General features: G+C 59.7%; 11 protein-coding genes. All 11 read right to left on the bottom strand.

Annotated features, from left to right (window positions below; genetic code table 11):
• Positions 1 to 83 precede the first annotated feature (83 nt).
• The gene (locus tag AC05K6_RS08650; RefSeq protein WP_473963746.1) at positions 84 to 725 is read right to left on the bottom strand and encodes a CoA transferase subunit B; all 642 of its coding nucleotides are present in this window, start codon (positions 723 to 725) and stop codon (positions 84 to 86) included.
• Positions 722 to 1,498 (bottom strand): CoA transferase subunit A, encoded by a 777-nt coding sequence (locus AC05K6_RS08645; protein ID WP_448308433.1) that lies wholly within the window; start codon positions 1,496 to 1,498, stop codon positions 722 to 724. Before AC05K6_RS08645 ends, AC05K6_RS08650 begins: the two co-directional genes overlap by 4 nt.
• 47 nt (positions 1,499 to 1,545) lie before the next feature.
• Positions 1,546 to 3,240: an AMP-binding protein gene (locus tag AC05K6_RS08640; RefSeq protein ID WP_448308432.1), complete on the bottom strand. Its 1,695-nt coding sequence runs from the start codon at positions 3,238 to 3,240 to the stop codon at positions 1,546 to 1,548.
• A gap of 78 nt (positions 3,241 to 3,318) precedes the next feature.
• Positions 3,319 to 4,218 (bottom strand): HpcH/HpaI aldolase/citrate lyase family protein, encoded by a 900-nt coding sequence (locus AC05K6_RS08635; RefSeq protein WP_473963743.1) that lies wholly within the window; start codon positions 4,216 to 4,218, stop codon positions 3,319 to 3,321.
• Positions 4,211 to 4,714: a MaoC family dehydratase gene (locus AC05K6_RS08630; RefSeq protein ID WP_476728329.1), complete on the bottom strand. Its 504-nt coding sequence runs from the start codon at positions 4,712 to 4,714 to the stop codon at positions 4,211 to 4,213. Before AC05K6_RS08630 ends, AC05K6_RS08635 begins: the two co-directional genes overlap by 8 nt.
• A 74-nt stretch (positions 4,715 to 4,788) precedes the next feature.
• Positions 4,789 to 5,958 (bottom strand): acyl-CoA dehydrogenase family protein, encoded by a 1,170-nt coding sequence (locus tag AC05K6_RS08625; RefSeq protein WP_476728328.1) that lies wholly within the window; start codon positions 5,956 to 5,958, stop codon positions 4,789 to 4,791.
• A 70-nt stretch (positions 5,959 to 6,028) separates the two neighbouring features.
• Positions 6,029 to 8,128: an acetyl/propionyl/methylcrotonyl-CoA carboxylase subunit alpha gene (locus AC05K6_RS08620; protein ID WP_476728327.1), complete on the bottom strand. Its 2,100-nt coding sequence runs from the start codon at positions 8,126 to 8,128 to the stop codon at positions 6,029 to 6,031.
• A gap of 63 nt (positions 8,129 to 8,191) precedes the next feature.
• Complete coding sequence (locus AC05K6_RS08615) at positions 8,192 to 9,763, bottom strand: acyl-CoA carboxylase subunit beta (protein ID WP_473963775.1); 1,572 nt, start codon at positions 9,761 to 9,763, stop codon at positions 8,192 to 8,194.
• A 218-nt stretch (positions 9,764 to 9,981) separates the two neighbouring features.
• The gene (locus AC05K6_RS08610; RefSeq protein WP_434828424.1) at positions 9,982 to 10,596 is read right to left on the bottom strand and encodes a TetR/AcrR family transcriptional regulator; all 615 of its coding nucleotides are present in this window, start codon (positions 10,594 to 10,596) and stop codon (positions 9,982 to 9,984) included.
• A 58-nt stretch (positions 10,597 to 10,654) separates the two neighbouring features.
• Positions 10,655 to 11,554 carry a hypothetical protein gene (locus AC05K6_RS08605; protein ID WP_476728326.1) on the bottom strand — a complete coding sequence of 300 codons (900 nt, stop codon included), beginning with the start codon at positions 11,552 to 11,554 and terminating at the stop codon, positions 10,655 to 10,657.
• A gap of 7 nt (positions 11,555 to 11,561) precedes the next feature.
• A complete protein-coding gene (locus tag AC05K6_RS08600) occupies positions 11,562 to 12,305 on the bottom strand; it encodes a hypothetical protein (RefSeq protein ID WP_293790948.1) in 744 nt (247 codons plus the stop codon).
• Between the last annotated feature and the right edge of the window lie 25 nt (positions 12,306 to 12,330).

Genomic DNA, 12,330 nt, shown 5'->3' with positions numbered 1-12,330 from the left:
CTAGTGGCGTCATCGCTTAAAAAGCCTGCGTTGTGCCCTCAAGTATGGCACGAACGACCGCTCAGCGAAGCCGATTGGTTGGTCTAACTCAGGGCCGTTGTAAACGGAACTGCGGTCTTTTCTTCTACCTCTTCTGTGGTGACGCCAGGTGCCAGCTCCACGAGCTTCAAACCATCGTCGTCACGATCAAATACGGCCAGATCCGTAATGATCCGATCTACCACTCCAAGCCCGGTAGTGGGCAGAGTGAGTTCCTTGATGAGCTTCGGTTCGCCGGTTTTGGTGGTGTGGTCCATCAACACGATCACCCGGCGCGCACCAACGACCAGATCCATAGCACCACCCATGCCTTTGACCATTTTGCCGGGCACCATCCAATTGGCGATGTCGCCGCGGGCATTGACCTCCATGGCGCCCAGGATGGCGACGTCGATCTTGCCCGAGCGGATCATGCCAAAGCTTAAGGCAGAGTCGAAGTAGCTAGTGCCAGGCAAAGCTGTGACGGTTTCCTTACCTGCATTGATGAGATCCGGGTCAGCCTGACCGGCTTCCGGGTACGGGCCGATTCCCAGCATGCCGTTTTCCGATTGCAGAGATACAGTCACGCCTTCTGGCACATAGTTGGGTACGAGCGTGGGCATACCGATGCCCAGGTTTACGTACTGGCCGTCTTCGAGTTCTTGGGCGGCACGGGCGGCCATTTCCTGGCGGGTCCAGCCGGTCATCGTACGGTCTCCTTTTCGATCATCTTGTCGTCTGCCTGTTCTGGGGTCAGCTTCACAATGCGGTGGACGAAAACACCCGGCAGGTGGATATCGTCCGGGGCAAGTTCTCCGACTTCCACAACTTTTTCGGCCTCCACGATGCAGATCTTGCCGCTCATGGCGGCCAGGGGGTTGAAGTTGCGGGCGGTCTTGGAAAAGCGCAGATTGCCATCCTTATCTGCGATTGCGGCCCGAACCAGGCCGAAGTCGGCGCGGATAGCGGTTTCCAGCACATAGTCCTCGCCGTCGATGGTGCGGGTTTCCTTCGCAGGCGAGGCCACCTGCACCTTCGTCTTGTCGTTGGCGTCGTACTTCCATGGCATCCCACCGTCGGCAACAAGCGTGCCCACGCCGGTGCGGGTGAAGAAAGCTCCGATGCCCGAACCGCCGGCGCGTAGACGCTCCGCCAGGGTGCCCTGCGGAGTGAGCTCCACCTCTAGTTCGCCGTCCAAGTACTGGCGGGCGAACTCCTTGTTCTCCCCCACGTAGCTGGCCACAATGCGGCGCAACTGATGGTTAGCCAGCAGCAGACCCAGGCCTCGACCATCAAGGCCGGCGTTGTTGCTTACGGCCTCCAGGTCTTTCACATTGGATCGGCTTAGCTCTTCGAGAAGGACTTGCGGGATTCCGCATACTCCGAATCCGCCGACGGCCAGGGTGGCGCCGTCTGGGATATCAGCAATTGCCTCCGCGGCGGTACGCAGTTTTGAATGATGGGCCGCTGTAGTGCTCACGGTTGCTTCCTTTCTGTGTATCTGTGTGGATCTGTTGGTGGGACGGCTTACTTCTGGTAGATGCCGAGGATCTCGACAGCCTGTTCGCGCAGCTCAACCTTGCGAACCTTGCCCGACAGGGTCATGGGGAAGGAATCAACGCACTGGACGTACTTGGGGATCTTGTGCCGGGTCAGCTCACCGTCGCAGAACTCGCGGACAGCTTCCTTGTCCAGCGGTACGGTATCCTCCCGCATGATGATGAAGGCCATTAGTTCCTCGCCGTACTTCTCGTCTGGCACGCCCACGACCTGCACATCGGAGATATCCGGGTGGGTCATCAGAAACTCCTCGATTTCGCGCGGGTAAAGGTTTTCTCCGCCGCGAATCACCATGTCCTTCGCTCGACCCGTAATACGGGCATAGCCTTCCTCGTCCATCGTTCCGAGGTCACCAGAGTGCATCCAGCCGTCCTCATCAATCGCATCTGCAGTCTTACCGGGCATGTCCCAGTAACCCTGCATCACCAGGAAGCCACGGATCAGAATCTCGCCCTGTTCGCCGCGCTTAACGGTCTCCCCGGTCTCCGGGTCAACGATTTTCACTTCGATGTGCGGATTGGGGCGTCCAACAGTACCCACACGCTTTTCAATCGGGTCGTCTACCACTGTCTGGTGATTCACCGGGGAGGTCTCCGTCATGCCATAGGCGATGGTGATTTCATTGATATTCATGATGTCCATCACCTGCCGCATCGTGCGGGTAGGGCAGGCAGTTCCGGACATGATGCCGGTGCGCAGGCTAGATAGGTCGTAGGTCTTCCCCTTGGCCTTGGCGTGTTCAATCTCATCCAGCTCCGCCATAAACATCGTGGGAACGCCGAAAAGGCTGGTGGCCTTGCCGTGCTCCACTGCCTCCAACACGGATTGGGGGTTAAACACTGGGCCCGCGATGATGGTCGTCGCACCGTGTGTAATGGCACCGAGGTTGCCCATCACCATGCCGAAGCAGTGGAAGAAAGGTACGGGGATGACGACCTTGTCGCGGTCTGTGTACTGGAGGGTCTCCCCCACCAGGTAACCATTGTTCAGAATGTTGCGGTGGGTCAGCGTCGCACCCTTGGCCATACCTGTCGTGCCGGAGGTGTACTGGATATTAATGGGATCATCCGGGTGCAGCTGTTCACGAACTGGGTTGAGATCCAAGATGGCGTGGTTAGCTAGCTCGTCCCAACGTTCCGAACCAAAGAAGATCGTTTCCTTGTAATTGTGGCGGCTGAACTGGCTCTCTGCTGCATCAATCATCGCCCGGTAATTCGAGTCCTTGAAGCGACCGGCGGAGAACAGTCCTTTTACTCCCGACTGCCCCATGGCATAGACCAATTCCTTGTGACGGTAGGAGGGGTTAATGCACACCAGGATTGCGCCGATCTCAGCGGTGGCGAACTGCACCAGAGTCCATTCCCAGCGGTTGGGAGCCCAAATGCCGATACGATCGCCCTTGCGGTAACCAGCTGCGTGCAGCCCAGAGGCCAGACGTTGAACCTTGCGATAGAACTCCGTGTAGGTCAGATGCACATCACCGTAGAAGTCAATGACCGCATCGTGCTCTGGATACTCGGCCACAATGCGGGCTAGACACTGCCCAATGGTCTCGTCCAGCAGATCGACGTCAGTGCGGCCAACCTGGTGTGACAGTGTGGGGTCTAGATCCGCCGGATCGGAAATCACAATCGGACGGTCGTTGCGAATCGGAAGTGTCATGGATATCAACCTTTTCGTGCGAAAGGAATCTCGCTGAAGAGTTGTGAGAAGGGGAATTGAGAAAACTGGCGATGGAAACTAGCGGATTCTGGCGGCGATGATTTCCGCTTGGCGGAGCAAAGGTGCGTCGATCATCTGGCCATCCAGAGCGAAAGCCCCGGTGTTCTTGGCCGCGCCTTCAATGACGCGGCGCGCCCACGTGGCCTGTTCCTCGGTTGGGGCATAGGCCTCGCGAATAACGGGCACCAGGCCAGGGTGAATGGACACGGTGGCGGTAAAGCCGCTGGCAGCTGCGTCGATGGCTTCGGCGCTGGCACCTTTAGTGTCCGTCGTATCTGCGTGAATCGAATCCAGCGCGACGATGCCAGCCGCCGCCGCGTGCGTGAGCACCAGCGCACGGGTGAGGCGCGGTACTTCGCGGTAACCACCTGGATGGCCTGATGGGCCACCTCCCGGGGTGGGAACCTCGTCGGCACTGTAGCGCGAGCTTGTCCCGCCCAGTGCAGCAGTCAGATCCTCGGCACCCCAAAACAGAGCCACGACCTGCGGGTCTGCCGCGATTTCCGGGAGGTTCACCACTCCCCTGGGGGTTTCGATCAACGCAATCACTCGAAAGTCAGCAGGCAGCGGACGATCGTTGGAGTTGGCGTCACCAAGAGAGAAACCGCACTCTACCTTCGGCACCATCACGGTTCGATACGGCGAATCGACGACGGCGGCGAGGTCCTCGGCGAAATCCGGCGAGTCCACTGCGTTGATGCGAACGATCGTGCGTTCCGGGTCGAGGTCTGCATGTTGGACGTTCTTCCTGGCTTCTGCTCGGTTCTCGGCGCGACAACCGTCTTCGAGGTCGAGAATCACCATGTCTGAACGATCCGCGGCCTTTGCAAAACGCTCGGGTCGGTCGGCAGGGGCGAACAAAAGCGCAGGCCCCTTTGGCAGCCAAGAGTTCGGCTGGGGAGTTCTCGAACTAACCATTGCTGGGCTCCTCCCCACCCGGTGCGCATTGCATCAGTGTCTTGCGTGTGGCTTTGCAGACGATGGTGCCGTCCTGGTTGCGCCCGATGTGTTCGAGTTCCACGATGCCCTGCCCGGGTCGTGACTTCGAAAGCCGTTTGCCCACGCAGCGCGTTTCGGCGTAGAGAGTGTCTCCGTGGAACATGGGGGCCGGGAAGGAAATCTCGCTGAATCCCAGGTTGGCCACAATCGTGCCGAGGGAAAGTTGGCTCACTGATAGCCCCACTACCGCCGACAAGGTGAACATGGAGTTCACCAGTCGCTCGCCGCGGAAGCCGTCCTGGGCGGCAGCCCACGCTGCGTCGATGTGCAGCGGCTGGGTATTCATGGTCATGGTGGTGAACAGCGTGTTATCCGCCTCGGTGACGGTGCGTCCGGGTTGGTGCCGGTACACCACGCCCTCGGCGAACTCCTCGAACCACAGGCCGCGCTGCACAACCTCTTTTTCTTCGCTCATTGTTACAGGTCTCCTTAGTTTTCTTTGTGACGCCTCGTCGGTATCCGACGTGCTTAGGGGGGGTGAAGCGCGGCCTATACGCCGAGAGCGCGGGCGATAAGCATTTGCTGTACCTCGGTGGTTCCCTCGCCTACCTCGAGGATCTTGGAATCGCGGTAGTGGCGAGCAACGCGATATTCGTTCATGAATCCATAGCCGCCGTGGATCTGAGTGGCATCACGGGCGTTATCCATGGCTGCCTCAGAAGCAACCATTTTCGCGATGGAGGCTTCCTTACTGAAGTTCAGGCCTGCGGCCATCTTCGCCGCCGCGGCATACCAGGCTTGCCGGGCAGTCCAGGCGCGAGCCTCCATGCGGGCAATCTTGAAGCTGATGGCTTGGTACTCGGAGATGGGCTTGCCAAAGCTGGTGCGCTCCTTCGCATAGCGCACGCATTCATCCACACAGCCCTGCGCAGCACCGGTGGCCAGGGCGGCGATGGCGATGCGGCCTTCGTTGAGGATGGAGAGGAAGTAGGCGAATCCGCGGCCACGCTCGCCGACCAGGTTCTCCTCGGGTACGCGGACATTATCGAAGGTAAGCGGATGAGTATCGGAGGCATTCCAGCCGACCTTGTTGTACGAGGGCTCGGCGGTGAAGCCCGGTGTGCCGGTCGGTACGATGATGGCGGAGATTTCCTTCTTGCCGTTGTCACGCTGGCCGGTCACACAGGTGGCCGTGACCAGGGAGGTGATGTCCGTGCCGGAGTTGGTGATGAACTGCTTCGATCCGTTGATCACCCACTCGTTGCCGTCAAGCTTGGCGGTCGTTTTGGTTCCACCGGCATCGGAACCAGCCTCAGGTTCGGTCAAGCCGAAGCCTGCCAGGTTCTTGCCCGCCACCAGGTTCGGCAGGAAGGTCTGTTTTTGCTCGTCGCTGCCGAAGCGGTAGATGGGCATAATGCCCAGAGAAACACCGGCCTCGAGGGTGATGGCGACGGACTGATCCACACGAGCCAGCTCCTCCAATGCCACGCCGAGGGCCATGTAGTCACCGCCCATGCCTCCGTATTCCTCGGAGATTGGCAGGCCGAAGAGACCCATCTCGCCCATCTGGCGGACGACATCATAGGGGAAGGTGTGGTCGCGGTCGTGCTGGGCGGCCACGGGGTCGACTACGGAGTTGGCGAAATCCTCCACGCTGGCGCGCAGTTCGTGCAGTTCGTCGGAGAGGTAGGGATTGCGGTCCTTGGTGCTTTGGCTCATTGTTCTTCTCTTTCTGTGGGTTATTGGTGTGCTTGTGTTTTGTGAACTGTTGAATGTGCTTAGCTGCTGGCTAATCGGAAGCGTCGTTCGCAGAAATGACTTCCGCCAGGACTTCTCCGGTGCCGACCTTCTGGCCAACTTCAGCGCTGACCTTGACTTTTCCGCCGCGAGGCGCTGCCAGAGTGTGCTCCATCTTCATGGCCTCAATCACGATTACGGGTTGGCCTTCGGTGACCTCATCGCCATCAGCGACTTCCACTGCGATAACGGTGCCGGGCATGGGGCTGAGGATGTCCGGCGAATCCTGAGTGCTGGCCTCTGCGTCGTGCGCCGTGCCGGAGAACACCTCCACCACGTGGGTTCCGTTCGGTCCAGTGATGCTGCCGTGTCTTCCGGCACTCCATTTCTCAGCAGGCGCGCCGTCGATGGACAGCCGCCATTCGTTGCGCGTGGCCTGCGGGTCGGCAACGATCTTGATACGGCGGGTTTCCGAAGCTGACGCTTCGTCTTCCCCCTCATCGCTGACCAATGGAGTGAGCCGTATCGTCCACGCGTCGTCTTCATATTCGGCACGAGCCTCAACCGGCGCGCTTACCCCGCCTGGATCGGCAAGCACCAAGCGCAAAGGTGCTCGCTTCCCAGCGCCGCGCCACCCGTCGCACGCGGTCCAGGCACTGCCGAGGGTGGGTTCCGAGGTCGTTCTTTGTGACGCCCCCTCGCCTCCGCCCCCTAGCGCGCCCGCCAGGTGGAGCACGGCAACGGCGAGAGTGTCCACGGGGACTGCGCGAGGTTGGAAGTCCTCGACGATGGAATCCAGTAAGCCGGTGTGCAGGTCTCCAGCGATAACCTCCGGGCGGGTGACCAGGAAGCGGTTGAAGTCAATATTGGTCGTCAGACCTTCAATGCGGGTGTGGGCCAGCGCCTGGTCGAGGCGTTGAAGGGCAGCCTCACGCGTCTCAGCGTGGGAAATGATTTTCGCCAACATTGGGTCGTAGTCAGAACTGACCTCTTGGCCTTCGACTACACCGGCGTCCACACGTACCCCGTCCCCACCCGGCCAAGACAGTCCCGTGATCATTCCGCCGGTGGGCAGGAACCCAGCGGCTGCGTCCTCAGCATAAACACGCGCTTCTACGGAATGGCCGTTGAGCTGCACGTCGTCCTGTGAGATGGGCAGAGCGTCCCCGCGCGCCACACGGATCTGCCATTCCACCAGGTCGCGACCAGTGACCATTTCGGTGACCGGGTGCTCGACCTGAAGGCGGGTGTTCATCTCCATAAAGAAGAAGCGCTCTGGTTGTTTGGCCGAGACGATGAACTCCACCGTGCCCGCACCGCAGTAACCGCAGGCTCGGGCGGCATCGCAGGCAGCCTCGCCGATCTCCTGCCGAGTTTTTTCGTCCAGCAGTGCAGAGGGGGCTTCCTCAATGACCTTTTGATGGCGACGCTGTAGAGAGCATTCGCGTTCACCCAGGTGAATCACGTTACCGTGGGAGTCGGCGACTATCTGCACCTCGATGTGGCGCGGAGTATCTACGAAATGCTCCAAGAACAACGTGTCGTCGCCGAAGGAGCTTGCAGCCTCGCGGCGGGCGGAGACCAGCGCGCTGGCCAGCGTCTCAGGTTCCTCCACCAAGTGCATTCCCTTGCCGCCACCACCAGCGGAGGGTTTGATGAGCACGGGGAAGCCAACGGATTCAGAAGCGTCGATGATCTCCTGGTCCGTTAGATTTGGCCGGGAGATTCCGGGAACGGTGGGCACGTCGCGGGATTCGACGGTCGCGCGGGCGGTGATTTTGTCACCCATTGTCTCGATAGCGCTGGCCGGGGGACCAATGAAGATGATTCCCTCATCTTCACAGCGCTTGGCGAAAGCCGCGTTTTCCGAGAGGAATCCGTAACCGGGGTGGATAGCGCCAGCGCCGGCCGCCTTCGCGGCGTCAATAACCTTGTCTATGTTGAGGTAGGACTCGGCAGCGGCGGCAGGGCCTAGACGCACAGCCTTGTCTGCAGCGTGGACGTGTGGTGCTGCGGAGTCGGCATCGGAGTAGACGGCCACGGCCTTAAGCCCCATGCGGTGCACGGTGCGGATCACGCGCAGGGCGATCTCACCGCGGTTGGCGACCAGCACCGTATCGAACGGGCCGGTGGTAGCAGTTGTTTTACTCACGGCAGTTTCTCTTTTCTGTGGGTGCGTTGCGTTGGTGGGCTGCGTTGAAAGGATTTGAACGCCTTACATGCGGAAAACGCCGAAACCGGTTTCCTCGCGCGGAGCTTGAGCGCAGATATCGAGGGCCATGGCGAGCGTGCGGCGTGTGTCCGCAGGATCGATCACTCCGTCATCCCACAGTCGTGCTGTGGAGTACCAGCAGGTGGATTTCTCGTCGAACATCTCGCGAATTGGCGCTTCGAAGGCCTCTTGTGCCTCGGCAGACCACTCCTCGCCCCGGCGCTCAATCTGCGCACGTCGGACGGTAGAAAGTGTCATGGCCGCCTGTGGTCCGCCCATCACTGCGATACGCGCATTCGGCCACATCCACAGGAATCGCGGCGAATACGCTCGGCCGCACATGGAGTAATTGCCAGCGCCGAAAGCCGCACCAGTGACAACGGTGAGCTTGGGCACCGATGCGGTAGCCACGGCGTTAACCATCTTCGCCCCGTGCTTGGCGATGCCGCCTTCTTCGTATTGACGCCCCACCATAAAGCCGGTGGTGTTTTGCAAGAAGATGATGGGAATGTTGCGCTGCTCGCAAAGTTCGATGAAGTGTGCGCCCTTCATGGCGGCCTCGGCAAAGATGATGCCGTTATTGGCGATCACTCCGACCTGGTGGCCTTCCAGCCGCGCAAAGGTCGTGATGATGCTGTTGCCATATTCGCTTTTGAACTCCGAGAGGCTGCCCTCGTCGCACAGCGTTTCGATGACCTCATGCGCGTCATAGGGAATCTTCGGATCGGTGGGCACGATGTCGTAAAGATCCTCCTGCGGGCGCGGAGCCGGCACGGGGGCACTGCGCTTCCAGGGAGTCGGCTTGGATTCTGGCAGAGTTTCGACGATCCCACGCATGATCCGCAGTGCGTCTTCATCATTGGCGGCCAGGTGATCCGTCACCCCGGAAATACGGGAATGCATTGCTCCACCACCGAGTTCTTCCGGGGTGACATCCTCGCCGGTCGCAGCCTTCACCAGTGGAGGGCCAGCCAAGAAGATCGTGCCCTGGTTTTCCACGATGATCGTCTCGTCACTCATAGCAGGAACATAGGCACCGCCTGCGGTACAGGAACCCATCACAGCAGATAGTTGTGGAATCCCTTTCGCTGACAGGTTCGCCTGGTTGAAGAAGATACGGCCAAAGTGATTGCGGTCCGGGAATACATCGTCTTGCTGCAACAACATCGCGCCACCGGAATCAACGAGGTAGATACATGGCAGGTGGTTTTGCTCTGCGATCTCCTGGGCGCGGAGGTGCTTCTTGACCGTCATCGGGTAGTAGGTACCGCCGGAGACGGTGGCGTCATTAGCGGCGATAAGGCACAGGCGACCGTGTACAAGCCCGACTCCCGCGATGATGCCCGCGGCTGGGGCTTTGCCGTCGTACATCTCCTCGGCGGCAAGCGGCGCGATTTCCAGGAAGGGACTGCCGGGATCCAGAAGTAAGCGAATGCGCTCGCGTGGCAGTAGCTTGCCACGATCCGTGTGGCGCTTGCGAGCTCTCTCCCCTCCGCCGGCTTGGGCACGAGCTAGGCGCTCACGCAGTTCGTTGACAAGTTCGCGGTGGCTCGGGATTCCGCGTGGCTCGGTCAGATCTGCGGCTGCCGGGGCGGTTGAGTTGGCAGTAGTGGTTTCCACGTGTGCAGCTCCTTGAAAGGTGGCGGGATTGTGATGAGAGCGCTTGTCCACACTCCCCACATTCAGTTACAAGCGATTAACTAACTTGTTGACGCCACTGTATGTGAGCTACAACACTTTGGCTAGGGAATCTAAAAAGTTTCTGCCAGTGAACTACCCCCGTATGGTGGGGTTTATTCCAACCCGACTGCCGCGCGAGCCGCAGCTAGCATCTGTCGCCGCGCCAGCGCGGTAGACGCCCATCCGCGAATAACCTCAGAAGAATTAATCATGCCCACCACCAACTGCGCCGTGATGCGCCCCGCCTCTCCCCGATAATGCGAGTCCATCTTCGCCAAGGCCTCCGCAAAGAGCTTGAGATAGCTTCCCTGGACTGAGCGCACACGCCCTCGTCCCGCTTCTCCCATACGAAAAAGTTCGCGGTTATGCAGGCGAATTAGCTCTGGTTGCGACAGCGCGAAGTCCACCTGAAAGTCGATTAGCACCGCCAAGCGCTCCCGCGGATCAGTCAAGCCATCAACAATTTTCTGCGCCTCCGAGAGCATGTGTTCCGAGATGCCTGTCATTAGCTCGGTCAGGATCTCCTCTTTACCCGAAAAATGCCGGTACACAGCCGGCCCGGAGATCCCGACCGCTTCCCCCACCTCTTCCAGGCTCGTGCCATGAAAGCCCTTGTTCGCCATGATCCTCGCAGCAGCACGCAGAAGCTCCACTCGGCGACGTTCCTTCGCCGCTGCGCGTGCAGATAAGCCTTCGGTGTTAGGTTCGGCAAGATAATGAGAGCTCATAACCCCGACCTTACTGGTTAAGAAACATTAACCGAAAGAATTGGTTTTTCTATACCGCCTAGCATGCCGCTGCCGGCAGATCATCCACCCTCGATTGCAGAAACTCCGCCGCTGCTGTCAGCTCGGCTTGCCCCGCCTCGTAGCTCCCGTCCGGGCTTTCCACCGCAATCGCTACGGCCACGTATCCCTTGCCGTCAGACTTTGGAATCAAGCCAAACTGGCGCACCCCATAGCCGCTGGATGAGGACGGCCCCCAGCCTCCCTTGAAAATCGCCCCAGGGATCGTCCCCAGGCCGTATCCACCACCGTTAACAATATTCCCCATGGCGGCAACCACTGGTTCTGCTCCCCGAATGCAGCGCAGATGAGAAGCGAATTCAGCCTGGTCACTCAACGACCAATCACTCTGTCCAAATGAGCTGAACCCCGGGCGCACGACCTGTGACTCCACCCGCGCGGTGCTACTCCCCTCCTTAATCACGCCTGAGGTTGCTGCAGCCGCCTGCTCCGGCGTACCTAGCGCACCCCAGAGTTCTTCCGCCGCCGCATTATCGGAGTTCTGAATAGCCTGCTTCGCAGTAGCTTCCATTCCTGGAGAGCGCCGAAGAGCCGCAATTGCAATCGGCACTTTCATGGTTGACCATGGTGCAACTGCGGTCTGTCCCGCCCCTTTCACCCCAGCAACGGCTATCCCCGCACTGCCGTCATAGCTCAGCTCCCCACCTGGGTTCTTCTGCGAATTTTTAGGCTCGTCAGGTTTGGGTTTATCTTCAGATACCGTCGGCCGTGGCGAACGCTCCGCCGTCGATTCGTCCTGATTGTCTGAAGTGCTGGCGGCGGACGACGTGGCGTCATCGCTCTCTACATCACCAATCGTGCAACCAGCAACCGCCGTGCCGACAAAAGCCAGTGCAACGGCGAGCAGTGAGGAGCGAGACTTCCGGAATGGCTCCCTCATACGGAACCTATGCAATGTAGACGATGGCATCATTGCCCCCGGTGCATGTCACATACTGGCCGTTATCCTTACAGCTCATGGTGTAAGTCTCGCCGGTCACCGTCGAGTACGCCTTTACTGTGCCGTTGGTTTCATCCGTATCCAGGTAGTGCTCAACGAATGCATCGCGAACCGCACGTGCGAAGGGCTTAGACGTAATGTCGCTACCGGTGTAGACGTTATTGAAGTCCCCGCCTGGCTTGTCCTGCTCGGCGGACTGGTTGGCCGGAACTGCGCCGGAAGGCAGCTTCGGACGGGTGGGCCGGGAGTCCTCGCTCTCCGACTCCGAGGTCTCATCCTGCGAGGAGCTTTCCTCCTCTGCAGTGTCAGAATTGTCGCTGCTGGTGTTTTCGCTATTGCCGTTGGTACTGGTACTTCCGCCGTCGGCGTTCTGCGACTGGGAGGTGCCTCCGCCGGAACCTCCGTTACCCTTCCCATTGTCATCGCCGAACCAGCCGAAGTAGTAGGCGGCCCCTAGGATCAATGCAATGGCCAGGATTGCAGCCAGAATGATCCCCAGGATGGGCAGGAATTTACTGTCGCCGTCGGAGTCCTCATAGGAGTACTCCGAGTAGGCGGGCTGCTGCTGTGGGTTCTGCCACTGCTGCCACTGATTCTGTCCTTGCGCACCCATATTGCGGTGATACTGCGGTGGCTCCGGCCGGGACGGATAGTCGCCGCTGCCAGGATGTGTGGGGTGCTCATTAGACATAGGTTCGTAAACTCCTGCGCTCAAG

The organism is Corynebacterium sp. TUM25020, assembly GCF_056388495.1.
This window is presented reverse-complemented; position numbering and strand designations above follow the sequence as displayed.

What these genes read in the sequence shown, in the direction of transcription:
- AC05K6_RS08600 (WP_293790948.1), bottom strand. Translation starts at nt 12,305, where the DNA reads ATGTCTAATGAGCACCCCACACATCCTGGCAGCGGCGACTATCCGTCC.
- AC05K6_RS08610 (WP_434828424.1), bottom strand. Translation starts at nt 10,596, where the DNA reads ATGAGCTCTCATTATCTTGCCGAACCTAACACCGAAGGCTTATCTGCA.
- AC05K6_RS08625 (WP_476728328.1), bottom strand. Translation starts at nt 5,958, where the DNA reads ATGAGCCAAAGCACCAAGGACCGCAATCCCTACCTCTCCGACGAACTG.
- AC05K6_RS08635 (WP_473963743.1), bottom strand. Translation starts at nt 4,218, where the DNA reads ATGGTTAGTTCGAGAACTCCCCAGCCGAACTCTTGGCTGCCAAAGGGG.
- AC05K6_RS08630 (WP_476728329.1), bottom strand. Translation starts at nt 4,714, where the DNA reads ATGAGCGAAGAAAAAGAGGTTGTGCAGCGCGGCCTGTGGTTCGAGGAG.
- AC05K6_RS08640 (WP_448308432.1), bottom strand. Translation starts at nt 3,240, where the DNA reads ATGACACTTCCGATTCGCAACGACCGTCCGATTGTGATTTCCGATCCG.
- AC05K6_RS08605 (WP_476728326.1), bottom strand. Translation starts at nt 11,554, where the DNA reads ATGAGGGAGCCATTCCGGAAGTCTCGCTCCTCACTGCTCGCCGTTGCA.
- AC05K6_RS08650 (WP_473963746.1), bottom strand. Translation starts at nt 725, where the DNA reads ATGACCGGCTGGACCCGCCAGGAAATGGCCGCCCGTGCCGCCCAAGAA.